The sequence below is a fragment of the Actinoallomurus rhizosphaericola genome, from assembly GCF_024055675.1.
GTDB classification, from domain to species: domain Bacteria; phylum Actinomycetota; class Actinomycetes; order Streptosporangiales; family Streptosporangiaceae; genus Actinoallomurus; species Actinoallomurus soli.
Map to the genome: position 1 here is coordinate 81,875 of NZ_JAMXMW010000006.1, position 25,924 is coordinate 107,798.

General features: G+C 74.9%; 5 protein-coding genes. All 5 read left to right on the top strand.

Going from position 1 to position 25,924, the window contains the following annotated elements:
• Positions 1–4: 4 nt before the first annotated feature.
• Genes NE234_RS15870 through NE234_RS15890 form a run of 5 tightly spaced genes read left to right on the top strand, consistent with a single transcriptional unit; the run spans position 5 to position 25,923 of the window.
• On the top strand, positions 5–424 hold the full coding sequence (locus NE234_RS15870) for an acyl carrier protein (protein WP_252781051.1): 420 nt from the start codon (positions 5–7) through the stop codon (positions 422–424).
• Between the two features lie 6 nt (positions 425–430).
• Entirely contained in the window at positions 431–11,380 is a 10,950-nt protein-coding gene (locus NE234_RS15875; RefSeq protein WP_252781052.1) for a non-ribosomal peptide synthetase, read from the top strand.
• The gene (locus NE234_RS15880) at positions 11,377–21,969 is read left to right on the top strand and encodes a non-ribosomal peptide synthetase (RefSeq protein ID WP_252781053.1); all 10,593 of its coding nucleotides are present in this window, start codon (positions 11,377–11,379) and stop codon (positions 21,967–21,969) included. The genes NE234_RS15875 and NE234_RS15880 overlap by 4 nt, the downstream gene beginning before the upstream one ends.
• Positions 21,970–21,997: 28 nt before the next feature.
• Positions 21,998–25,705 (top strand): amino acid adenylation domain-containing protein, encoded by a 3,708-nt coding sequence (locus NE234_RS15885; RefSeq protein ID WP_252781054.1) that lies wholly within the window; start codon positions 21,998–22,000, stop codon positions 25,703–25,705.
• Positions 25,702–25,923, top strand: coding sequence for an MbtH family protein (locus NE234_RS15890; protein WP_252781055.1), 222 nt, complete (start codon positions 25,702–25,704; stop codon positions 25,921–25,923). Before NE234_RS15885 ends, NE234_RS15890 begins: the two co-directional genes overlap by 4 nt.
• Position 25,924: the final 1 nt, after the last annotated feature.

A 25,924-nucleotide genomic window follows, 5' to 3' on the forward strand; every position in this document is an offset into this window, starting at 1 on the left:
CCCCATGCCCAGTGAGACGCTCATCCGCGACTGGCTGATCGAGCGCGTCGCCGAGTACCTCGAACGCTCCCCCGCCGACATCGACCCGTCGGCGATGCTCGCCGAGTACGGCATGGACTCGGTGTACGCGATCAGCCTGTGCGGCGACATCGAAGCGGAGTACGACCTGGACGTCGAGCCGACCCTCGCCTGGACCCACCCCACCATCCACGCCATCGCCGCCCACCTCGGCGAACGCGTCGGCGACCGTGTTCCCCCCGACCAACCGACCCCGACCGACCTGCTGCGCTCCCCCGACCAACCGACCCCGACCGACCTGCTGCGCTCCCCCGACCAACCGACCCCGACCGACCTGCTGCGCTCCCCCGACCAACCGACCCCGACCGACCTCCCGGCTCTCCCCGACCGACCGACCCCGGCCTGACCCTCCATGACCACACCCTGGCCGCTGTCGGCGGCGCAGCGCGGCGTCTGGTACGCCCAGCTGCTGAACCCGGACGTTCCCGTCCAGGTCGCGCAGTACGTCGAGATCGACGGACCGGTCGATCCGCAGGTCTTCGCCGCCGCCGTACGGGCCTGCGCGCACGAGGTCGAGGCGGTGCACGTCCGCCTCGTCGAGACCGCCGGCGACGGCCCGCCCGGACAGGTCCTCGACGTCGCGCCGGTCGAGGTCCCCCTCGTCGACTTGAGCGCCGAGGCCGACCCGATGACGGCCGCGCGGGCGTGGATGCGCGCGGACGCGGCCACCCCGGTCGACCTCATCGGCGAACGGCTGTTCGGGAACGCGCTGCTGCGCCTCGCCGCCGACCGTCACCTGTGGTACCTGCGCTGCCACCACCTCGCCGTCGACGGCTACAGCGGCCCGCTGATCACGCGACGGCTCGCCGAGGTGTACACGGCCATGGTCGAGGGACGGCCGTACGGCGCCGGGACACTGGGCTCGCTGGAGGTCCTGCTCACCGAGGACGAGGAGTACCGCGCCTCCGGCCGGTTCCAACGCGACCGCGCGTACTGGCGGGAGCGCTGCGCCGGCCTGCCCGAGGCCCCGTCGCCGTCCGCGCGCCCGGGGCACGGCACGCGGCCGTCCGCGCGGCCCCACCGGGCGACCGGTCGGCTCGGCCCGGACGAGGCCGACGCCCTCACGTCGGCGGCACGGGTGCTCGGCACCACGCTCACCGGGCTGACGATCGCGGCCGCCGCGGCGTACACCGCGCGTCTGTGCGGCGTCTCCGACGTCGTCCTCGGCCTCGCCGTCACCGCGCGGACCACCCCGGCGGCGCGCCGCACGCCCGGCATGCTGTCGAACGTCCTGCCGCTCCGCCTCACCGTACGGCCCGCCGACACCGTCCGGGAGCTCACCGCCCAGGTCACCGAGCAGGTCGGGCGGCTGCTGCGGCACCAGCGGTACCGCCTGGAGGACCTGCGCCGCGACCTCGGCCTCCTCGGCGACGCCCGGCCGCTGTACGGGCCGGTCGTCAACATCATGGGGTTCGAGCAGGACCTGGACTTCGCCGGGCACCGGGGCGTGCCGCATGTGCTGACCACCGGCCCGGTCGAGGACCTCGCCGTGAACGTCTACGAGGGCGAGGGAACGCGCGTCGACCTCGACGCCCACCCGGAGCGGTACACCGAGGCGGAGGTCGCCGCCCACCACGCGCGCCTCCTGGCGTTCCTGCGCACGCTCGCGACCGCCGCGCCGGACCGCCCGACGGGCGTGCTCGACGTCGCGCTCCCGGAGGAACGCGCCCTCGACCGGGCCGTGCCCCCGGAGGAGCAGACCACCGACCGGCCCGGAGCGTCCCGGACGCGGCGGGCGACGCCCCCGGAACCGCGTGTCCCCCACCGCGCCGGGGCGACGGAGGATGAGGCCGGCGTCCACACCGGGATGTGGCGGGCGACGATTCCGGAGTTGTTCGCGGAGCGCGTCGCGCGGGACCCGGACGCGGTCGCGGTGACCCATGACGGCGCGTCGCTGACGTACGCGGAGCTGAACGTCCGCGCGAACCGGCTCGCCCACCGGCTCATCGAGCGCGGCGCCGGGCCGGAGCGGCTCGTCGCCCTCGCCTTCCCCCGGTCCGCCGACCTCGTCGTCGCGGTCCTCGCCGTGCTGAAGGCCGGGGCCGCGTACGTGCCCATCGACCCTGACCAGCCGGCCGCCCGGATCGCGGCCGTGTTGGAGGACGCCGCGCCCGCCCTCCTCGTCACGGCCCCGGGCATGGAACCGCCCGCGGGCGTCGAACGGATCGTCCTCGACGACGACCTGCTCGCCGGGTCTCCGGAGCACGACCCCGTCGTGCCGCTGCGGCCCGAGCACCCGGCGTACGTCATCTACACGTCGGGGTCCACCGGGCGGCCGAAGGGCGTCGTCGTCCCGCACGCCAACGTCGTGCGGCTGTTCGACGCGACCGACCCCTGGTTCGGGTTCGGGCCGTCGGACGTGTGGACGCTGTTCCACTCCTACGCCTTCGACTTCTCGGTATGGGAGCTGTGGGGCGCCCTGCTGTACGGCGGCCGTCTCGTCGTCGTCCCGTACGACGTCAGCCGGTCACCCGAGGAGTTCCTGCGGCTGCTCGACGACCAGCGCGTGACCGTGCTGAACCAGACGCCGTCGGCGTTCGGGCAGCTCACGCGCGCCGACCGGGACAAGACCCGCGACCTGGCACTGCGGTACGTGATCTTCGGCGGCGAGGCGCTGGACCTCTCCCGGCTCGCCGGCTGGTACTCCCGGCACGCCGACGACGCGCCCGTCCTCGTCAACATGTACGGGATCACCGAGACGACGGTGCACGTCACGTACGCTCCGCTGGACGCCGCGAGCGCCGCGGCCGGGACCGGCAGCGTGATCGGCGGTGCCATCCCCGACCTGCGCGTGTACGTGCTGGACGCGGCGCTGCGGCCGGTGCCGCCCGGCGTGACGGGCGAGCTCTACGTCGCGGGCGCGGGACTCGCGCGCGGCTACCTCGGGCGGCCGGATCTCACCGCCGAGCGGTTCGTGGCCGACCCGTACGGGCCGGGCCGCATGTACCGCACCGGCGACCTGGCCCGGCGGCACGCCGACGGACGGCTGGAGTACGTCGGGCGGGTCGATCACCAGGTGCAGCTGCGCGGGTTCCGGGTCGAGCTGGGCGAGATCGAGGCCGTTCTCGGCGCGGACCCGTCCGTCGACGAGGTCGCGGCCGTCGTCCGCGAGGACGGGCCGGACGAGGACCGGCACCGCCGCATCGTCGCGTACGTCACCGGCCGCGACGCGGACCCCGCCGCGCTGCGCGAACACGTACGGGACGCCCTCCCCGGTCACATGGTCCCGGCGGCGATCGTGCGCCTGGACGCGCTGCCGCTGACGCCCAACGGGAAGCTCGACCGCCGGGCGCTGCCCGCGCCGGAGGTGGAGTCGTCGTCGCGGGGCCCGCGCACGCCGGTCGAGGAGGTCCTGTGCGGGATCTTCGCGGAGGTGCTGGGGACGCCGGCCGTCGGGGTGGACGACGGGTTCTTCGCGCTGGGCGGGGACTCGCTGCTGGCCACCCGGGTCGTCGCGCGCGTGCGGTCCGTGCTCGGGGTCGAGGTGCCGGTCCGGACGCTGTTCGAGACGCCGACCGTCGCGGGGCTCGCCGCCGCGCTGGACGCCTCCGCACCGGCCCGCCCGCCGCTGACGGCCGCCGAGCGCCCGGACCCGGTGCCGCTGTCGTACGCGCAGCGCCGGGTGTGGTTCCTCGACCGGCTGGAACCGGACGCGGCGACCTACACGATGCCCGTCGCGCTGCGCCTGACCGGCGACCTGGACGTCGACGCGCTGCGGGCCGCCCTCGCCGACCTCGTCGCGCGGCACGACGTGCTGCGGACCGTCTATCCCGAGACGGACGGCGAACCGCGCCAGGTCGTCCTGGGCGGCGTACGGCCGGAGGTGGCGGTCACCCGGACCGACGACATCGAGGCCGCGCTCGCCCGGGACATCGCCCACGGCTTCGACCTGACCACCGAGATCCCCCTGCGCGCCCGCCTGTACACGGCCGGGCCCGGTGAGCACGTGCTGCTGGTCGTGCTGCACCACATCGCGACGGACGGGTGGTCGTTCGCGCCGCTGGCGCGCGACCTGGTCACCGCCTACGCCGCGCGCGCCGGCGGACGAGCCCCCGCGTGGGAGCCGCTGCCGGTGCAGTACGCCGACTACGCGGCCTGGCAGCGGGACCTGCTCGGGTCCGAGGACGACCCTGACAGCCTCATCTCCCGGCAGGTCGCCTACTGGCGGGAGGCCCTGGCCGGGCTGCCGGACCGGCTCGACCTGCCCACCGACCGGCCGCGTCCCGCCGAGGCGTCGTACGCGGGCGGGCGGGTTCCGGTGCGGCTGGACGCGGAGGGCCTCGCCGCGCTGGCGCGGGCGACCGGCGCGAGCGTGTTCATGGTCGTGCAGGCGGCCCTGGCCGCGCTGCTGACCCGGCTCGGCGCCGGGACCGACGTCCCGATCGGCACGCCCGTCGCCGGACGGACCGATGAGGCGCTCGACGACCTCGTCGGCATGTTCGTGAACACGCTCGTCCTGCGCACGGACACCTCGGGGAACCCGACGTTCCGTGAACTGGTCGGGCGGGTGCGGGACGTCGACCTGGCCGCCTACCAGCACCAGGACGTGCCCTTCGACCGCCTGGTCGAGATCCTCGACCCGCCGCGCAGCATGGCCCGCCACCCGTTGTTCCAGGTCATGCTCGCCTTCCAGAACACCGACCGGGTCGAGGTCGAGCTGCCCGGCCTGACCGCGCGGATCCGGCCGGTCGGGACGGGGACGGCCAAGTTCGACCTGCTGCTCGACCTGGATCCGAGCGGGGCGGGCGCGCTGGAGTACGCGACGGACCTGTTCGACGCGGCGACCGCCGAGGCCATCGCCACACGGCTCGGACGCCTGCTCACCGCCGTCGCCGCCGACCCGGACGCCCGCGTCGGCGCGATCGACCTGCTGGACGACTCCGAGCGCCGGCGAGTCCTGGAGGACTTCAACGGCACGGGACGGCCGGTGCCGCCCGCAGCCCTCGGCGAACTGTTCGACCAGCAGGCGGCCCGGACGCCGGACGCCGTCGCGGTCGTCGACCCGGCGAACTCCGTCACGCTGACGTACGCGGAGCTGAACGCTCGGGCGGACCGGCTGGCGGGCGCGCTCGCCGAGCGCGGCATCGGCCCTGAGGACTTGGTCGCCGTGGCGCTGCCGCGCTCGGCGGAGCTGATCGTCGCGCTGTGGGGCGTGCTCAAGGCGGGCGCCGCGTACGTCCCGATCGACCTCGGCCACCCGGCGGAGCGGATCGCGCTCCTGCTCGACGACGCCCGGCCCGCCTGCGTCATCGCGCGGGAGGAGACCGCGCTGCCCCGGGACCTGCCGCGCCTGCGGCCGGACGAGGAGGGGCACGCGCCGGGCGTACGGGAGGTGCGGCCGGACGATGGAGATGCGCCGGGTGTGCGGCGCCTGCGGCCGGGTGGGGAGGGTCAGGCGCCGGGCGCGCGGCGGGTGCGGCCGGGGAACGCCGCGTACCTGATCTACACGTCGGGGTCCACGGGGCGGCCGAAGGGCGTCGTCGTCCCGCACCGCGGGGTCGTCGACCTGGTCGACTGGGCCGTCCGCGACTTCGGGCGGGAACGGCTGTCGCGGGTGCTGGCCGCCACCTCGCTGAACTTCGACGTGTCGGTGTTCGACACGCTCGTGCCGCTCCTGGCCGGGGGTTCGATCGAGATCGTTCCGGACCTGCTGGCCCTGCTGGAGCGGCCGGTCGACGTCGACCTGATCTGCGCGGTGCCGTCCGCGCTGGCCGCCGTGCTCGCCGAGGGTGCCCGGCCGAACGCCGGCACCCTCGCGCTGGCCGGCGAGGCGCTGACGCCGCGCCTGCTGCGGGAGGCGCGCGCCGCGCTGCCGGGGACCCGCATCGCCAACATCTACGGCCCCACCGAGGCCACCGTGTACGCGCTGGCGTGGGAGAGCGACGGCGGCGACCCGGACGGGGCCGTCCCGATCGGCAGGCCGCTGACCAACACCGGCGCGTACATCCTCGACGCCTGGCTGAACCCCGTCCCGGTCGGCGTGCCCGGCGAGCTGTACCTGACCGGCAGCGGCCTGGCGCGCGGCTACCACGACCGGCCCGGCCTCACCGCCGAGCGGTTCGTCGCGAACCCGTTCGGGCCCGGCCGCATGTACCGGACCGGCGACCTCGCCCGCTGGACCGCCGACGGCCAGGTGGAGTACCTCGGCCGTACCGACCAGCAGGTGAAGATCCGCGGGTTCCGGGTGGAGCCGGGCGAGATCGAGGCGGTGCTCGGGGAGCACGACGCGGTCGGCCAGGCCGTCGTCGTGCTGCGGGAGGACCGCCCCGGCGACCGGCGCCTCGTCGCGTACGTCACCGGGCACGCCGACCCGGCCGGGCTGCGCGCGTTCGCGGCCGGGCGGCTGCCGGGCCACATGGTGCCCTCGGCCGTCGTCGTCCTCGACGCGTTCCCGCTCACGCCGAGCGGGAAGCTCGACCGGGCCGCCCTGCCCGCGCCGGAGACGCCCGCCACGGCGCCGTCGCGCGCGCCGCGCACCCCCGCCGAGGAGATCGTCTGCGGGATCTTCGCCGACGTGCTCGGCGCGGAACGGGTCGACCCCGACGACGGCTTCTTCGACCTGGGCGGCAACTCGCTGCTCGCCACGCGGGTGATCAGCCGGATCCGCTCGGCGTTCGGCGTGGAGCCGACGATCCGGGCGCTGTTCGAGGCCCCCACGCCCGCCGGTGTGCTGCGGACGCTCGACACGGCGGGCACCGCCCGGCCGCCCCTGCGGCCCGTGGACCACCCGCCGATCGTCCCCCTCTCGTACGCGCAGCAGCGGCTGTGGTTCCTCGACAGCCTCGAGGACGAACCGTCGGGCACCTACAACCTCCCGGGTGCCCTGCGGCTGACCGGAAAACTCGACGAGGCCGCCCTGCGGATCGCGCTGTGCGACCTCGCCGAACGGCACGAACCGCTGCGGACCGTCTTCCCGGTCTCCGGCGGCACGCCGTACCAGCTCGTCGTCGACGGCATGGCGCCCGAGCTGACGGTCGTCGACATGGCCGAGACCGCGGAACTGTACGAACGGGTGGCGGCGGACGCCGCGCGGGGCTTCGACCTGTCGGTCGAGCCGCCGCTGCGGGCGCACCTGTACGCCCTCGGCGCGGACGAGCACCTGCTCCTCCTCGTCGTCCATCACATCGCCTGCGACGGCTGGTCGCTCGCCCCGCTGGCCCGCGACCTCATCACCGCGTACGCCGCACGGGTCGACGGCGAGACGCCCGCGTGGGACCCGCTGCCCGTGCGGTACGCCGACTACGCGCTCTGGCAACGGGCCCTGCTGGACGACGACGATCCCGAGGGACTGGTCGGGCGGCAGGCCGCGTACTGGCGCGAGGCGCTCGCCGGGCTGCCCGACCGGCTGTCCCTGCCCACCGACCGGCCGCGCCCGGCGCGCGCGTCCTACCGCGGGGCGACCGTCACGTTCGGCGTGGACGCCGCGCTGCACGCCCGGCTCGAAGCGCTGGCGCGGGAGCGCGGCGCGACCGTGTTCATGGTCGCGCAGGCGGCGCTCGCCGCGCTGCTGACCCGGCTCGGTGCGGGCACCGACGTCCCGATCGGATCGCCCATCGCGGGCCGTGCCGACGAGGCGCTGGACGACCTCGTGGGCATGTTCGTCAACACGCTCGTCCTGCGGACCGACACGGGCGGCGACCCGTCGTTCGGCGAGCTGCTGGCGCGGGTGCGCGAGACGGACCTGGCCGCCTACCAGCACCAGGACCTGCCGTTCGAGCGGCTCGTCGAGATCGTCGCGCCGGAACGCTCGATGGCCCGACACCCGCTGTTCCAGGTCATGCTCGCCTTCCAGAACACCGAACGGGCCGTCATCGACCTGCCCGACGTCCAGGTGGCCGTCGAGCCCGTGCACGCCGGCGTGGCCAAGTTCGACCTGCACCTGATGCTCGAGGAACGCCGGGCGTCCGACGGCGGCCCGGCCGGGCTCGACGGCACCCTGGAGTACGCCCTCGACCTGTTCGACGCCGGAACCGCCGAGCGGATCGCGGCCCGCTTCGTACGGTTCCTGGAGACGGTCGCCGCCGACCCGGACGTGCGGATCGGCGCGGTCGACCTGCTCGACGGCGCGGAGCGCCGGCGGGTGCTGGAGGAGTGGAACGCCACGGCGTGTCCCGTTCCGGCGGTGACGCTGGCGGACCTGTTCGAGGCGCAGGCGGCCCGGACCCCGGACGCCGTGGCCCTCGTGTACGAGGGCGTCGAGCTGACGTACGCGGAGTTCGACGCGCGGGTGAACCGGCTCGCGCACTACCTGGCCGAGTGCGGCATCGGCCCGGAGCGGTTCGTGGCGCTGGCGCTGCCGCGCTCCCTGGAGCTGCCGGTCGCCATGTACGCGGTGATCAAGGCGGGAGCGGCGTACGTGCCGGTGGACCCCGACCACCCGGCCGACCGTCTCGCCTACGTGCTCGCCGACACCCGCCCGGCCGTGGTCGTCACCACGACCGGACTCGCCGGCCGGCTGCCGGCCGATCTGCCGCTGCTCATCCTCGACGACCCGGGCGTACGGGAGGAGCTGGAGGCGCTGCCGGCCACCGCCCCCGACCGATCCGTCTCGGCGGGTCACGCGGCCTATGTCATCTACACGTCCGGTTCGACGGGGCGGCCGAAGGGCGTCGTCGTCCCGCACGCCGGCATCGTCAACCGGCTGCTGTGGATGCAGGCCGAGTACGGGCTCAGGCCCGGCGACCGCGTCGTGCAAAAGACCCCGGCGACGTTCGACGTGTCGGTCTGGGAATTCTTCTGGCCCCTGCAGACCGGCGCGGCACTCGTCATCGCCCGGCCCGGCGGGCATCGGGATCCGGGCTACCTGGCCGACCTGATCCAGCGTCATGGCGTCACGACGGCGCACTTCGTGCCGTCGATGCTGGCGGCCTTCCTCACCGACCCGGAGGCGGCGAACTGCACGGGCCTGCGGCGGGTGCTGTGCAGCGGGGAGGCGCTGTCACCCGAGCTGGCGGCACGTTTCCACGCCCTGCTTCCGGGGGTGGAACTGCACAACCTCTACGGGCCGACCGAGGCGTCCGTCGACGTCACCTCCTGGCGCCACCGGCCAGGGACGGGCAGCGTGCCGATCGGACACCCGGTCTGGAACACCCGCCTCTACGTCCTGGACACCGCACTGCGGCCCGTACCACCCGGCGTCCCCGGAGAGCTCTACCTCACCGGAGCCCAACTCGCACGCGGCTACCACGACCGGCCCGCACTCACCGCCGAACGATTCGTCGCCAACCCCTTCGGACCCGGACGCATGTACCGGACCGGAGACCTCGCACGCTGGAACCACCACGGCCAACTCGAATACCTCGGACGCACCGACCACCAGGTCAAAATCCGCGGCATCCGCATCGAACCCGGCGAAATCGAAACCGTCCTCGCCGGGCAGGAGGGCGTGACCTCGGTCGTCGTGCTCGCGCGGGAGGACCGGCCGGGCGATCGGCGTCTCGTCGCCTACGTCACCGGTGACGTGGACCCGGCCGAGGTGCGGCGGGCCGCCATGCGGGCGCTGCCGGAGTCCATGGTCCCGGCGGCGGTGGTCGTGCTGGAGGCGTTCCCCCTGACCCCCAGCGGGAAGGTCGACCGGGCGGCGCTGCCCGCGCCCGTGTTCGGCGCGACGGCCGGGTCGCGGGCTCCGGAGACCCCGGCCGAACGGCTGCTCTGTGAGATTTTCGCCGAGGTGCTGGGGTCGGAGTCCGTCGGGGCGGACGACGGGTTCTTCGACCTCGGCGGCGACAGCATCCTGGCGATCCAGCTCGTCTCGCGGGCGCGGGCCGCCGGGTTGGTGATCAGTGCGCGGGACGTGTTCCAGCACCGGACCCCGGCCGCCCTCGCGGCGGTCGCCCGTACGGCCGCCGACGTGACGGCGCGAACGGAGCCGCCCGGCGCGGGGATCGGGCCGGTGCCGCGCACGCCGATCGTGGCGTGGCTGGCCGACCGCGGCGGGCCGTTCGGCGGGTTCAGCCAGTCGATGCTCCTCACCGTGCCGCCGCACCTGGGCGTGGACCGCCTCACCGCGGCGGTGCGGACGCTGCTGGACCACCATGACGCGCTGCGGATGCGGCTGCACCGGACGGACGGCGACGCGTGGTGGCTGGAGATGGCGCCGCCCGGGATCGTGGACGCGACGAGGTGCGTGAGCCGGGTCGAGGGGTACGACCGCGAGGCGATCGCGGCGCGGGCCGAGGCCGCCCGCCGGAGCCTCGATCCGGAGGCGGGGGCGATGGTCCGGGTCGTCTGGTTCGACGCCGGTGACGCGCCGGGCCGGCTGCTCCTGGTCCTGCACCACCTGGTCGTGGACGGGGTGTCCTGGCGGATCCTGCTGCCCGACCTGGTGCTCGCGCTGGAGGGCGTGGCCCTGGACCCGGTGCCGACCTCGTACCGGAGGTGGGCGCAGCGGCTGGCGGCCGCCGCCGGCCATCCACAGGTTGTGGACGAGCTCCCGCGCTGGATCGAACTCCTCGACGTCGCGGACCCGCCCCTCGGCGATCCCGGCGCGCGGGACGTCGCCGCGTACACCGGAGCGGATCTGCGGCGATTCACCGTGACCTTGCCGCGCGCGCAGGCCGAACCGCTGCTGACCACGGTCCCCGCCGCGTTCCACTGCGGCGTGAACGACGTCCTGCTCACCGGGCTCGCCCGCGCCGTCACCGCCTGGCGACGCGACCGCGGGCGGCCGTCCGACAACGGCGTACTGATCGACCTGGAGGGGCACGGGCGCGAGGACCCCGACGACCTCAGCGGTGAGACCGCGCCGGACGCGCGCGGCGGCGTCGACCTGACGCGGACGGTCGGCTGGTTCACCGCCCTGCACCCGGTACGGCTGGACCCCGGCACCGGCGACGCCGGGCAGGCGCTGAAGCGGGTGAAGGAGCAGCTGCGGGCGGTCCCGGCGGGCCTGACGTACGGGCTGCTGCGCCACCTGAACCCGCGAACCCGGCAGCGGCTCGCCGCCCTGCCCGCGCCGCAGATCGTCTTCAACTACCTCGGCCGGGTCGACACCGGGGACGGCGACTGGAGCCTGGCCCCGGAGTCCGACGTACTCGGACCCGGCCACGACCCGGACCTGCCGCTCGCCCACGGCCTGGAGATCGACGCCGTGACGCGAGACGGCGACCTGCAGGCCACCTGGGTCTGGCCCGGCGGTTGGCTGCCCGAGGACGCGGTCCGCGACCTGGCCGACCGCTGGTTCGCGGCGCTGCGGGACCTGGCCGACGCGGACGGCGGCGGGCACACGCCCTCGGACCTGACCCTCGTCGAGCTGGACCAGGACGAGATCGACGCGCTCGAGGACCTTTGGGAGCAGGATTGAACCGGTCGCAGATCGAGGACGTCTGGCCGCTGTCGCCGCTGCAGCACGGCCTGCTGTTCCACGCGCTCCTCGACGAGCAGGACGTCTACGCGGCCCAGGTCGTCCTCGACGTCGAAGGCGCCGTCGACGCGGACGCGCTGCGGAAGGCGGGCCAGGACCTGCTGCGCCGGCACCCGAACCTGCGCGCCGCGTTCCCCCACGACCGGGTGAAGAAGCCGGTGCAGGTCGTACCGCGCTCGGTGGAGCTGCCGTTCCGTGAGATCGAGGCGGCCGACGCGGCCGAGGCCGACCGGATCGCCGACGCCGACCGCGTCGCGCCCTTCGACCTGACTCGACCGCCGCTGATCCGCCTCACACTCGTACGGACCGGTCCGGAGCGCGCCCGGATCATCCTCACCCACCATCACATCCTGCTCGACGGCTGGTCGACGCCGCTCCTCGTCGCCGAGCTGCTCGCCCGCTACGCCGGGGCGCAGCCGCCGGCGACCACTCCCTACAAGCAGTACCTCGCCTGGCTGAAGCGACAGGACCAGGCGGCGGCGACCCGCGCCTGGACGGCCGCGCTCGACGGGGTCGAGGAGCCCACCCTCCTGCTGCCCGAGGCGGCGGGCCGAGCCCCCGTCCTCCCGTGCGCCGTGTCGGAGCAGTTGCCGGAGGAGCCGACCACCCGGCTCCGGCGACAGGCCCGCAGGCACGGCGTCACGGTCAACACGCTCGTCCAGGCCGCCTGGGGACTGCTGCTGGCGCGGCTGACCGGCCGGTCCGACGTTGTGTTCGGCCAGGTCGTCTCCGGACGCCCGCCGGAGCTCCCGGGCGTCGATCAGATGATCGGCCTGTTCGTGAACACGGTCCCCGTACGGCTCCGCGTCCGGGAGGACGAGACGCTCGCGGACCTGCTCACCCGCCTCCAGGCCGAACAGGCCGCGCTGCTCGACCACCGGCATCTCGGCCTCGCCGAGATCACCGGCCTGGCCGGTGGCGCGGGAGCCGGATCCGCGCTGTTCGACACCCTCACCGTGTTCGAGAACTACCCCTTCGACCCGTCCGCGATGGACGAACCGGTCGCGGGCCTCCGCCTCACCGGCGCGACCCAGCGGGACGCCACCCACTACCCGCTGACCCTGTACGTCGTCCCCGGCGACCGGCTGACGTTCCGCCTCGACCACCGGCCGGACGTCGTCGACGGGGACGCCGCCGCGACACTGCTCTCCCGGTTCCTGAAGCTGCTGCGCGCCATGGCCGAGACGCCCGACGTACCGGTCGGCGCGGTGGACGTCCTGCTGCCCGGCGAACGCCGGCGGGTGCTGGAGGAGTGGAACGCCACGGCGTGCCCGGTACCGGCGGTGACGCTGGCGGACCTGTTCGAGGCGCAGGCGGCCCGGACCCCGGACGCGGTCGCGCTCGTGTACGAGGGTGCCGGGCTGACCTACGCCGACTTCAACGCGCGGGCGAACCGGCTCGCGCACTACCTGACCGAGTGCGGCATCGGCCCGGAGAGCCGCGTCGCCCTGGCCCTGCCCCGCTCCCTGCAGCTGCCGGTCGCCATGTACGCGGTGATCAAGGCGGGAGCGGCGTACGTGCCGGTGGACCCCGACCACCCGGCCGACCGCATCGCGTACATGCTCGCCGACACCCGTCCGGCCGTGGTCGTCACGATGACCGGACTCGCGGGGCGGCTGCCGAGTGGGATGCCGCTGCTCGTCCTCGACGACCCGGCGGTGGCCGAGGAACTCGCCGGGTTCGCCGACACCGACCCGGCCCGTACGACGAGCCCGGACGGCGCCGCGTACGTCATCTACACGTCCGGTTCGACGGGTCGGCCGAAGGGCGTCGTCGTCCCGCACGCCGGCATCGTCAACCGGCTGCTGTGGATGCAGGCCGAGTACGGGCTCAGGCCCGGCGACCGCGTCGTGCAAAAGACCCCGGCGACGTTCGACGTGTCGGTCTGGGAATTCTTCTGGCCCCTGCAGACCGGCGCGGCACTCGTCATCGCCCGGCCCGGCGGGCATCGGGATCCGGGCTACCTGGCCGACCTGATCCAGCGTCATGGCGTCACGACGGCGCACTTCGTGCCGTCGATGCTGGCGGCCTTCCTCACCGACCCGGAGGCGGCGAACTGCACGGGCCTGCGGCGGGTGCTGTGCAGCGGGGAGGCGCTGTCACCCGAGCTGGCGGCACGTTTCCACGCCCTGCTTCCGGGGGTGGAACTGCACAACCTCTACGGGCCGACCGAGGCGTCCGTCGACGTCACCTCCTGGCGCCACCGGCCAGGGACGGGCAGCGTGCCGATCGGACACCCGGTCTGGAACACCCGCCTCTACGTCCTGGACACCGCACTGCGGCCCGTACCACCCGGCGTCCCCGGAGAGCTCTACCTCACCGGAGCCCAACTCGCACGCGGCTACCACGACCGGCCCGCACTCACCGCCGAACGATTCGTCGCCAACCCCTTCGGACCCGGACGCATGTACCGGACCGGAGACCTCGCACGCTGGAACCACCACGGCCAACTCGAATACCTCGGACGCACCGACCACCAGGTCAAAATCCGCGGCATCCGCATCGAACCCGGCGAAATCGAAACCGTCCTCGCCGGACATGAGGAGGTCGCCCACTGCGCCGTCGTCGCCCGGCCGTACGGCACGGACGGAGTCCGGTTGGTCGGGTACGTCGTGGCACGCGCGGCCGGCACCGATCCCGCCCGGCTGGTGGCGGACCTGCGGGCGCTCGCCGCCCGCAGCCTTCCCGAGGCCATGGTCCCGGCGGCCCTCCTGGTCCTCGACGAGCTCCCCCTGACCTCCAGCGGCAAGCTCGATCGCCGGGCCCTGCCCGAGCCGGAGTTCTCCGCCTCGTCCTCGCGGGCGCCCCGGACGGCGGCCGAAGAGATCCTGTGCGGGCTGTTCGCCGAGTTGCTGGGAGTGGACCGCGTCGGTCCGGACGACGACTTCTTCGCGCTCGGCGGTGACTCGCTCCTGGCGATCCGCATGGTCGGCCGGATCCGTGCGGTGCTCGACGTCGAGGTCGGCGTGCGCACCCTCTTCGACGCTCCGACCGCCGTCGCTCTGGCCGCACGGCTCGACGACGCACGCCACGGCTCACAGCCGGAGCTCGCACCCGTGCCGCGGCCGGATCGGGTTCCGCTGTCGTACGCGCAGCAGCGGTTGTGGTTCCTCGACCAGTTGGAGGGCCGCAGCGCGACGTACGCCATGCCGCTGGCGCTCCGGCTGACCGGGGAGATCGACGTCGACGCGCTCCGCTCCGCGCTGGCGGACGTGGTCGCGCGGCATGACGTGCTGCGGACGGTTTATCCACAGGTCGACGGCGAGCCCTGCCAGGTGGTCCGGGACGACGCACGGCCTGAGCTGCGGGTCGAGGAGGTCGATGACCTGGCGGCCGCTCTGGCCCGGGACGCGGCGCACGGGTTCGACCTGGCGACGGAGATCCCGGTCCGCGCCCGCCTGTACAGGACCGGCCCCGGCGAGCATGTGCTGCTGCTGGTGCTGCACCACATCGCCGCCGACGGATGGTCGTTCGCGCCGCTGGCCCGGGGCCTGATCACCGCGTACGCCGCCCGCGCCGAGGGACGGTCGCCCGCCTGGCGGCCGCTGCCGGTGCAGTACGCCGACTACGCGGTCTGGCAGCGGGAGCTCCTCGGGTCCGAGGACGACCCCGGCAGCCTCATCTCCCGCCAGGTCGCCTACTGGCGCGACACCCTCACCGGCCTGCCCGACCAGCTCGACCTGCCCACCGACCGGTCCCGGCCCGCGCAGGCCTCCTACCGGGGCGGGAGGGTTCCGGTGGACATCGATCCGGAGCTGCGCGCCGGGATCGCCGCGCTGGCCCGGAGCGCGCACTGCAGCGTCTTCATGGTGGTGCAGGCGGCCCTCGCCGCGTTGCTCACCCGGCTCGGAGCGGGCACCGACGTCCCGATCGGCACGCCCGTCGCCGGACGCACCGACCAGATGCTCGACGACCTGGTCGGCATGTTCGTCAACACGCTCGTCCTGCGCACCGACACCTCCGGCGACCCGACCTTCCGCGAGCTCGTCGCCCGCGTGCGAGACACCGGCCTGGCCGCCTACCAGCACCAGGATCTCCCCTTCGAACGCCTGGTGGAGATCCTCAACCCGCCGCGCAGCATGGCCCGCCACCCCCTCTTCCAGGTCATGCTCGCGTTCCAGAACAACCCGCGCGCCCGGCTCGCCCTCCCCGGCCTCACGGCCGAGCCCCTGCGCGCGGACACCGCGACGGCCAAGTTCGACCTGCACTTCGTGCTGGAGGACGGTGACGGGCTGAGCGGCGTGCTGGAGTACGCGACCGACCTGTTCGACGAGGCGACCGCCGAGACGATCGTCACGCGGTTCGTCCGGGTGCTCCGCGCGGTCGTCGCGGATCCGGGCGTCGCGCTGCGCGACATCGACGTCCTCGACGAGCGGGAACGGCATCGGGTCCTGGAGGAGTGGAACGCGACGGTCCGCCCGGTTCCCGAGGCCGCGCCCGTCGAGCTCTTCGAGGCGCAGGTCGCACGCACGCCGGACGCCCCGGCACTCGTCGCGGGCACGCTGGACGACCCGGCCACCCCGGTGACGTTCACCTACGCGCGGCTGAACGAGGAGGCGGACCGGCTGGCCCGTCACCTCGTCGTGGAGCACGGCGCCGGCCCCGAACGGCTCGTCGCCCTCGCCCTGCCGCGTACGGCCGAACTCCTCGTCGCGCTGCTCGCCGTGCACAAGACGGGCGCGGCCTACCTGCCGATCGACACCCGCTTCCCGGCCGACCGCATCGCGATGATGATCGAGGACGCCCGGCCCGTCGCGGCGGTGACCTGCGACACCACGGCGCACGTGCTCCCCGGCGACCTGAGCACGGTCCGGCTCCCGCTGCGGCCGGACGACCACCCGGCCGAACCCGTCGCCGCTCGCGCCCGGCGGCCCGGCCACCCGGCGTACGTGATCTACACGTCCGGGTCGACGGGGCGGCCGAAGGGCGTGGTCGTGCCGCACGGCGCCGTCACGAACCTCCTGGTCTCGATGGCCGAACAGGTTCCGCTCACGCCGGACGACACGCTCGTCGCGGTGACCACGGTCGGCTTCGACATCTCGGTGGTGGAGGTCTACCTGCCGCTGCTGACCGGGGCGCGGGTCCGGCTCGCGCGCGAGGAGGAGGTCACCGACCCGGCGCGGCTCGGCCGACTCCTCGCGGACGCGACCGTCATGCAGGCCACGCCGACCCTCTGGCAGGAGCTCACCGATCTTCCCGAGCTCGACGGGCTCCGGGCGCTCGTGGGCGGCGAGGCGCTGCCCACCGGGCTCGCCCGCGCGCTGCTCGACCGCGGCTGCGCGGTCCGCAACCTGTACGGCCCGACCGAGACGACGATCTGGTCCACCGGCACCGAGATCCACGAGGCCACGGCGGCGCGGCCGCCGATCGGACGGCCCCTCGCCAACACGCGGGTCTACATCCTGGACGACGCGCTGCGGCCCGTGCCGCCGGGCGTCCCCGGCGAGCTGTACATCGCCGGTTCCGGGCCGGCACGTGGTTACCTCGGCCGCCCGGACCTGACCGCCGAGCGGTTCGTGGCCGACCCGTACGGGCCCGGCCGCATGTACCGCACCGGCGACCTGGCCCGGCACCGCCCCGACGGGCGGATCGAGTACCTCGGCCGGGTCGACCACCAGGTGAAGGTCCGCGGGTTCCGCATCGAGCTGGGCGAGATCGAGGCCGTGCTCACCGCGCACGAGGCCGTCGCGCAGGCCGTCGCCGTCGTCCGGGAGGACCGGCCCGGCGACCGGCGCGTCACCGCGTACGTCGTCGGGGCGGTGGAACCGGCGGAGCTGCGGAAGTTCGCCGGGCAGAGCCTGCCGGACTCCATGCTGCCGTCCTCGATCACGGTCCTCGACGCGCTGCCGCTGACGCCCAACGGCAAGGTCGACCGCCGGGCCCTTCCGGCGCCGGAGGTGGAGTCGTCGTCGCGGGGGCCGCGCACGCCGGTCGAGGAGGTCCTGTGCGGCATCTTCGCCGAGGTGCTGGGAGCGTCGTCGGTCGGGGTGGACGACGGGTTCTTCGCGCTGGGCGGGGATTCGCTGCTGGCCACCCGGGTCGTCGCCCGCGTCCGGTCCGTGCTCGGCGTGGAGGTCCCGGTCCGGGCGCTGTTCGAGACGCCCACCGTCGCCGGCCTCGCCGAGGCGGCCGAAGGGGCGGACACGGCCCGGCCGCCGCTGACGCCCCGCCCGCGAACGGCCGGCGCACCGCCGCTGTCGTACGCGCAGCGTCGCCTCTGGTACCTGGCCCGGCTGGAGGGCCGCAGCGCGACGTACGCCATGCCGCTGGCGCTCCGCCTGACCGGCGACCTGGACGTCGACGCGCTCCGGGCGGCGCTGGCGGACGTGGTCGCGCGGCACGAGGCGCTGCGAACGATCTTCCCCGAGTCGGACGGCACCCCGTACCAGGTGATCCTGGAGGACGAGCGCCCTGAACTCCGGGTCGAGGAGGCCGATGACCTGGCGGCCGCTCTGACCCGGGACGCGGCGCACGGGTTCGACCTGGCGGCGGAGATCCCGGTCCGCGCCCGCCTGTACGCCGCCGGGCCCGGTGACCATGTGCTGCTGCTGGTGCTGCACCACATCGCCGCCGACGGATGGTCGTTCGCGCCCCTGGCCCGCGACCTGATCACCGCCTACGCCGCCCGCGCCGAGGGACGGTCGCCCGCCTGGGAACCGCTGCCCGTCCAGTACGCCGACTACGCGGTCTGGCAGCGCGGGCTCCTCGGGTCCGAGGACGACCCCGGCAGCCTCATCTCCCGCCAGGTGGCCTACTGGCGCGACGCCCTCACCGGCCTGCCCGACCAGCTCGACCTGCCCACCGACCGGCCGCGCCCCGCCCAGGCGTCCCACCGGGGCGGGCAGGTGCCCGTGCGACTCGACGCCGAGGGGGTCAGGGCGCTGGCCCGGCGGACGAACGCCAGCGTCTTCATGGTGGTGCAGGCGGCCCTGGCCGCGCTGCTCACCCGGCTCGGAGCGGGCACCGACGTCCCGATCGGCACGCCCGTCGCCGGACGCACCGACCAGGCCCTCGACGGCCTGGTCGGCATGTTCGTGAACACGCTCGTCCTGCGCACCGACACCTCCGGCGACCCGACCTTCCGCGAGTTGGTCACCCGCGTGCGGGACACGGACCTGGCCGCCTACCAGCACCAGGATCTGCCGTTCGACCGCCTCGTGGAGATCCTGGACCCGCCGCGCAGCATGGCCCGCCATCCCCTCTTCCAGGTCATGCTCGCCTTCCAGAACAACCCGTCGGCCGAACTGCACATCCCGGGCGGCGCCGCGGAGCCGCTGCCGCTGCACGCGGGGGTCGCCAAGTTCGACCTGACGCTGAGCCTGGAGGAGAGCCTCGACGGGGTCCTGGAGTACGCGACGGACCTGTTCGACGCGGCGACCGCCGAGGCCGTCGCCGCGCGGCTCGGCCGCCTGCTCACCGCCGTCGCCGCCGACCCCGACGCGCGCATCGGCGCGATCGACCTGATGGACGACTCCGAGCGCCGCCGGCTCCTGGCCGACTTCGACGGCACGGCCCGCGCGGTGCCGCCGATGACGCTGGCGGAGCTGTTCCGGACGCAGATGGCGTCGACGCCGGAGGCGACGGCGGTTGTCTTCGAGGGTGAGGAGCTGACGTACGCCGAGTTGGCCGCGCGCGCGGAGGAGCGCGCGGGGACGCTCACCGGGCTGGGCGCCGGGCCGGAGCGGATCGTGGCGATCGCGCTGCCCCGGTCCGTCGAGCTCGTCGTGACGATGCTGGCCGTCGCCATGACCGGTGCCGCGTACCTGCCGATCGACGTCACCCATCCGCCGGACCGCGTCGCGTCCATGCTGGACGACGCCCGCCCGGTCTGCGTGGTCACCGAGAACGGCGTCGAGCGGACCGACGGCCCGCCGTCCCCGGCCGCCGGCGGCGCGCGGGTCGACGGCGCGGCGTACGTGATCTACACATCCGGGTCGACGGGGCGGCCGAAGGGCGTCGTCGTCACGCACCGGGGGATCGCGAGCCTGGCCGCGACGCAGCGCGAACGTCTCGGGATCGGGCCGGGAAGCCGGGTGCTGCAGTTCGCGTCGCCGGGCTTCGACGCGGCGTTCTGGGAGCTGGTCGCGCTGCTGTCCGGGGCGACGCTCGTCCTCGCGCCGCCCGACCGGCTCGTCCCGGGCACGCCGCTGGCCGAGCTGGCCGCCGCGCAGCGGATCACGCACGCGACGCTGCCGCCCGCCGCGCTCCCGACCCTGGAGGGGCTGCCGCCGGGGCTGACCCTCGTCGTCGCCGGTGAGGCGTGCCCGCCCGAACTGGTGGAGCGCTGGTCGCGGGACCACCGGATGATCAACGCGTACGGGCCGACGGAGACGACGGTGGCCACCACGGTCGGCGCGCCGTTGTCCGGCCGGGTCACGCCGCCGATGGGCGCCCCTGTGGCGGGCACCCGCGTGTACGTGCTGGACGAGCGTCTGCGACCCGTGCCGCCCGGCGTGCCCGGCGAGCTGTACGCCGCCGGCCTCAGCCTGGCGCGCGGCTACCTCGGACGCCCGGGCCTCACGGCGGAGCGGTTCGTCGCGGACCCGTACGGCGCGCCGGGTGAGCGGATGTACCGGACCGGCGACCTCGTCCGCCACCGCGCCGACGGGCGGCTGGAGTACCTCGGCCGTACGGACCACCAGATCAAGATCCGGGGGTTCCGGGTGGAGCCGGGCGAGGTCGAGTCGGTGCTGGCCGGGCACGAGGGCGTGTCCCAGGCGGCCGTGGTCCTGCGGGAGGACTCGCCCGGCGGGCGGCGTCTCGTCGCGTACGTCGTGGGCGACGCCGACCCGGCCGGGCTGCGGGCGTTCGCCCGTGACCGGCTGCCGGAGTACATGGTCCCGGCGGCCGTCGTCCCGCTGCCCGCACTGCCGCTGACCACGAGTGGGAAGCTCGACCGCGCGGCGCTGCCGGCGCCGGAGTTCCGCGCGTCGGGCCGGGCACCGCGCACGCCGGAGGAGGAGCTGTTCTGCCGGCTGTTCGCCGAGGTCCTCGGCCTGGACGGGCCGGCCGGCGCCGACGACGGCTTTTTCGACCTGGGCGGGGACAGCATCGTGGCGATCCAGCTCGTCGCGCGGGCGCGGCGCGAGGGTCTCGTCCTCACGGCGCGGGAGGTGTTCCGGCACCGGACGCCGGGCGCGCTGGCGGCGGTGGCGCGGCCCGCCGGCCGGGACGGCGCGGAGCCGGAGCCCGAGGGCGCGGGGATCGGGCCGGTACCGCTCACCCCGATCATGAGCTGGTTCGCGGAGCTGGGCGGTTCGCTGCACCAGTCGGCGCTGCTGACCGTGCCGCCCGGGCTGGGCCTGGACCGGCTGACGCGGGCCGTCGAGACGCTCGTGGACCACCACGACGCGCTGCGCCTGCGGTTCGACGGGCGGCGGGCCGAGGTCACGCCGCGCGGCACGGGACGCCCGCACGTCTCCCGCGTCGAGGGCCTGGACGGCATCGCGGAGCAGGCGGAGGCGGCGCGGCGGGCCCTGGACCCGGCGGCCGGCGCGACGGTGCGCGTCGTCTGGTTCGACGCGGGCGACGCGCCCGGCCGGCTGCTGCTGACGCTGCACCACCTCGTCGTCGACGGCGTCTCCTGGCGGATCCTGCTCCCCGACCTCGTCCTCGCGCTGGAGGGGCATCCGCTCGACCCGGTTCCGACGTCGTTCGGCGGCTGGGCGCGGCGGCTCGTCGCCGCCGCGAACGATCCACAGCTTGTGGACGAACTCCCGCACTGGACCGCCCTGCGGGACGACCCCCCACTGGCCGCCCGGCCCCTGGACCCGGCGGTGGACACCGCCGAGACCGTACGGCACCTGCGCGCGAGCCTGCCGCCGGAGGTCACCGCACCGCTGCTGACGACCGTTCCGGCGGCCTTCCACGGCACCGTGAACGACGTCCTGCTCACCGCGCTCGCGCTCGCCGTGCGCCGCCGGCGCGGCCGGGAGAGCGTGCTCGTCGACCTGGAGGGCCACGGCCGCGCCGACCTAGGCCCGGACCTGTCCCGCACGGTCGGGTGGTTCACGAGCCTGTACCCGGTGCGGCTGGCCCCCGGTACCGACGACCCGGGCCGCGCGCTGAAGCGGGTCAAGGAGCAGCTGCGCGCCGTTCCCGGCGAGGGCCTCGGGTACGGGCTGCTGCGGTACCTCACCCCGGCGACGCGCGGCACGCTCACGGTGACCCCGCAGCTCGGCTTCAACTACCAGGGCCGGGTGAATCCCGGCCAGGGCGAGTGGTCCACCGCGCCGGAGTCCGGCCTGCTCGGCATGGGCCACGGGCCGGGCACGCCGCTGCCGCACGGCATCGACGTCAACGCGGTCGTCCACGACCTGCCCGACGGCCCGCACCTGCTGGTGACCTGGTCGTACGCGTCCGGTCTGTACGAGGAGGACGACGTGCGGGAGCTCGCCGACGCGTGGTCGGCGGCGCTGCGGGAGCTGGCGGTCACCGAGGACGGCGGGCACACGCCGTCCGACATCTCCCTGGTCGACCTCGGCCAGGATGAGATCGACGAGTTCGAGGCGGAGCTGGAGGACCTGTGACCACCGGACGCGGGCGGCGGGAGGATCTGTGACGACCGGACGCGGGCGGCTGGAGGACGTCCTGCCGCTGTCCCCGCTCCAGCAGGGGCTGTACTTCCACGCCGTGCTGGACGACCGGGACCTGTACGCGACGCAGCTCGTGCTCGACCTGGAGGGCCCCCTGGACGTCGTCGCGCTGAAGCGCGCCGCGTCCGCGCTGCTCGCCCGGCACGCGAACCTGCGCTGCGGCTTCCGGCAGCGCAAGAACGGCGAACCGGTCCAGCTCGTCCACCGCGAGGTCGCCCTGCCCTGGGAGGAGGCGACCGGCGAGCCCGGCGCCGTCGCCGAGCGGGAGCGCGCCCGGCCGTTCGACCTGGCGCGGCCGCCGCTGCTGCGGTTCACGCTGGTCCCCGGCGGGCCGGAGCGTAACCGGCTCATCGTCACGAGCCACCACATCCTCCTGGACGGCTGGTCGATGCCGGTCCTCGCGGAGGAGTTCTTCACGCTGTACCTCGGCGGCGCGCTCCCTCCGGTCACGCCGTACAAGCGGTACCTGGAGTGGCTGGCCGGCCGGGACCGTACGGCGGCCCGCGAGGCGTGGGCGAAGGCCCTCGACGGCGTCGAGGAGCCCACGCTGGTCGCGCCCGCGACGGCGGCCGGGCCGCCGATGCCGCCGCGCCGGGTCACCACCGAGGTCGCGCTGGACCTGTCGGCGGTCCGGCGGCACGGGCTCACCCCCAACACGCTCGTCCAGGGCGCGTGGGGGCTGCTGCTGTCCCGGCTGACCGGCCGCGACGACGTCGTGTTCGGGGCGGCGGTGTCCGGCCGTCCCCCGGAGATCCCCGGCGTCGAGCGGATGGTCGGGCTGTTCGTCAACACGGTCCCGGTCCGGGTGCGGATCGACGAGGAGCGGTCCGTCGCGGCCCTGCTCACGCGGCTGCAGGACGAGCAGGCCGAGCTGTTCCCGCACCAGCACGCCGGGCTGACCGAGATCAGCCGGACGCCGCTGTTCGACACGATGACCGCGTTCGAGAATTATCCCCAGCCTGGGGATACCGCGCTCGGCGACGTACGACTGACCCGCGTGGATCTCTTCGACGCGACGCACTACCCCCTCGCCCTGGTCGCCGCGCCGCTCGGCGGCGACCGGCTGTGGCTGCGGCTCGACCACCGGCCCGACGTGTACGACGACGCGGAGGCCGCGCTGCTGCTCGCCCGCGTCGAGCGGCTGCTGCGCGCGATGGCCGCGCGCCCCGACGCCCCCGTCGGCGACCTGGACATTCTGCTGCCCGGCGAACGCGACCGGATCCTGGGCGACTGGGCCGCCGGGCCGCCCGCCGCGCCGCCCCGTACGCTGCCGGAGCTGGTCGGGACCTGGGTCGGGCGCACGCCCGACGCCCCGGCCGTGACCTCCAGGGACACGACGCTCACGTACGCGGAGCTGTGGGCGCGGGCCGGTGCGCTCGCCGAGGAGCTGACCGCGCTGGGCGTCGGCCCGGAGACGATCGTGGCGATCGCGCTGCCCCGGTCGGTGGACTTCGTCGTCTCGGCCCTGGGCGTGAGCCGGGCGGGCGGCGCGTACCTGCCGATCGACCCCGGCCATCCGCCGGACCGCGTCGCGTTCATGCTGGATGACGCCCGGCCCGCCTGCGTGATCGCCCGACCCGGCGTGCCGCTTCCGTACGACGGGCCGCGCCTGTCCCCGCCGGCGGCCGGGCGCGACGTCCGCACGCGGCCCGTCCGGCCGGAGAACGCGGCGTACGTCATCCACACCTCCGGGTCGACCGGGCGGCCGAAGGGCGTGGTCGTCTCGCACGCGGGCCTGGCGAGCCTCGCCGCGACCGAGATCGAGGGGTTCGGCCTCGCGCCGGGCGACCGTACGCTGCACTTCGCCTCGCCGAGCTTCGACGCCTCGGTGTTCGAGCTGCTCATGGGGCTCGCGTCGGGCGGGACGGTGACGATCGTGCCCCCGGACGTGTACGGCGGCGAGGCGCTCCGCGACGTGCTCCGGGAGGTGACGCACGGCTTCGTCGCCCCGGCCGTGCTCGCGGGCGTCGACGCCGACGGCCTGGCGCACCCGCGCACCCTCGTCGTCGGCGGCGAGTCCTGCCCGCCCGGCCTCGTCGAACGCTGGGCGCCCGGCCGCCGGATGATCAACGCGTACGGGCCGACGGAGACCACCGTGGCCGCGACGATGAGCGCGCCGCTCACCGGCGACGCCACGACGATCGGCCTGCCGATCACCGGCGCGCGGGTGTACGTGCTCGACGGGCGGCTGCGGCCCGTCCCGCCCGGCGTGCCCGGTGAGCTGTACGTCGCCGGGATCGGCCTGGCCCGCGGCTACCTGAACCGGCCCGCACTGACCGCCGAGCGCTTCGTCGCCGACCCGTTCGGGCCGGGCCGGATGTACCGGACCGGGGACCTCGTCCGGCGCCGGGCCGACGGCCGCCTGGAGTACCTCGGCCGTACGGACACGCAGGTCAAGGTGCGCGGCTTCCGAATCGAGCCGGGCGAGATCGAGGCGGTGCTCGCCGAGCAGGACGGCGTCGGGCGGGCCGCCGTCGTCGTCCGCGAGGACCGGCCGGGCGACCGGCGCCTCGTCGCGTACGTCACCGGCGACGCCGACCCGGCCGAGCTGAGGCGGGCGGCGGCGCGAACCCTCCCCGGCCACCTGGTCCCCTCCGCCGTCGTCGTCCTGGACGCCCTCCCGCTCAGCCCGAGCGGCAAGCTCGACCGCGCGGCGCTGCCCGCGCCGGAGCTATCCGTGGCCTCCCGCCCGCCGCTGGGGCCGCTGGAGGAGGTCCTGTGCGGCCTGTTCGCCGAGGTCCTGGGCCTGGACCGGGTCGGCGTCGAGGACGGGTTCTTCGAGCTCGGCGGCGACTCCCTGCTCGCCACTCGCCTGGCCGGCCGGGTCCGCGCCGAGCTGGGCGCCGACCTGCCGGTCCGCACCGTGTTCGAGGCGCCGACCGTCGCGGCGCTCGCCCTCCGCCTCGACGCGGCGCCCGCCGGCGGGACCGCGCCGCTCGACGTGCTCCTGCCGCTGCGCGCGCGGGGCGACCGGCCGCCGCTGTTCTGCGTGCACCCCGCCGTCGGGGTGGCCTGGTCGTACGCCGGGCTGCTGCGCCACCTGCCGGACCGGCCGGTGTACGGCCTGCAGGCCCGCGGCATCGCCCGCGACGAGGACCTGCCCGGATCGATGGAGGACATGGCCGCCGACTACGTCGCCGTCATCCGCGGCGTCCAGCCCCACGGCCCGTACCACCTGCTGGGCTGGTCGCTCGGCGGCCTGATCGCACACGCCATGGCCGTACGGCTGCGGGCCGACGGCGAACAGGTCGCCCTCCTCGCGCTCATGGACGCCTACCCCCTCGACGGGGACCCGGACGCCGAGGTGCCGCTCCCCGACCTGCTCCGCGACCTCGGGTTCGCGGTGCCCGAGGACGTGACTGCGGAGGACGTCGCCGGTCTCCTGGAGGGCAGCGCGCTCGGCGGGATCGACGTCCACCGCCTGGAGGGCCTCTACCGCGCCTACCTGAACGCCCTGCGCAACGGGCGGAGGTTCGTGCCCGGGCGGTTCGACGGGGACCTGCTGCTGTTCATCGCCACGCGCAACACCGAGGCGCCGCCCGCCGACGTGTGGGCGCCCTACGCCGCCCGCGTCGAGCCGTACACGGTCGACTGCGCGCACACCGAGATGGCCGATCCCGGCCCACTGGCCCACATCGCCGCCAAGTTGAAGGAGAGTCTGGTTCCATGACCAACCCGTTCGAAGACCCCGACGGCCGCTACCTCGTCCTCGTCAACGAGGAGGGGCAGCACTCCCTGTGGCCGACGTTCGCCGACGTCCCCGCGGGATGGACCGTCGCACACGGCGAGGACACCCGGCAGGCGTGCCTCGACTACGTCAACGAGCACTGGACCGACATGCGCCCGAAGAGCCTGATCGCGGCCATGGAACAACACGAGAGGGGCTGAC

Excerpts from the sequence above, each read along its gene's own strand:
- NE234_RS15890 (WP_252781055.1), top strand. The coding sequence starts at position 25,702 with ATGACCAACCCGTTCGAAGACCCCGACGGCCGCTACCTCGTCCTCGTC.
- NE234_RS15870 (WP_252781051.1), top strand. The coding sequence starts at position 5 with ATGCCCAGTGAGACGCTCATCCGCGACTGGCTGATCGAGCGCGTCGCC.
- NE234_RS15875 (WP_252781052.1), top strand. The coding sequence starts at position 431 with ATGACCACACCCTGGCCGCTGTCGGCGGCGCAGCGCGGCGTCTGGTAC.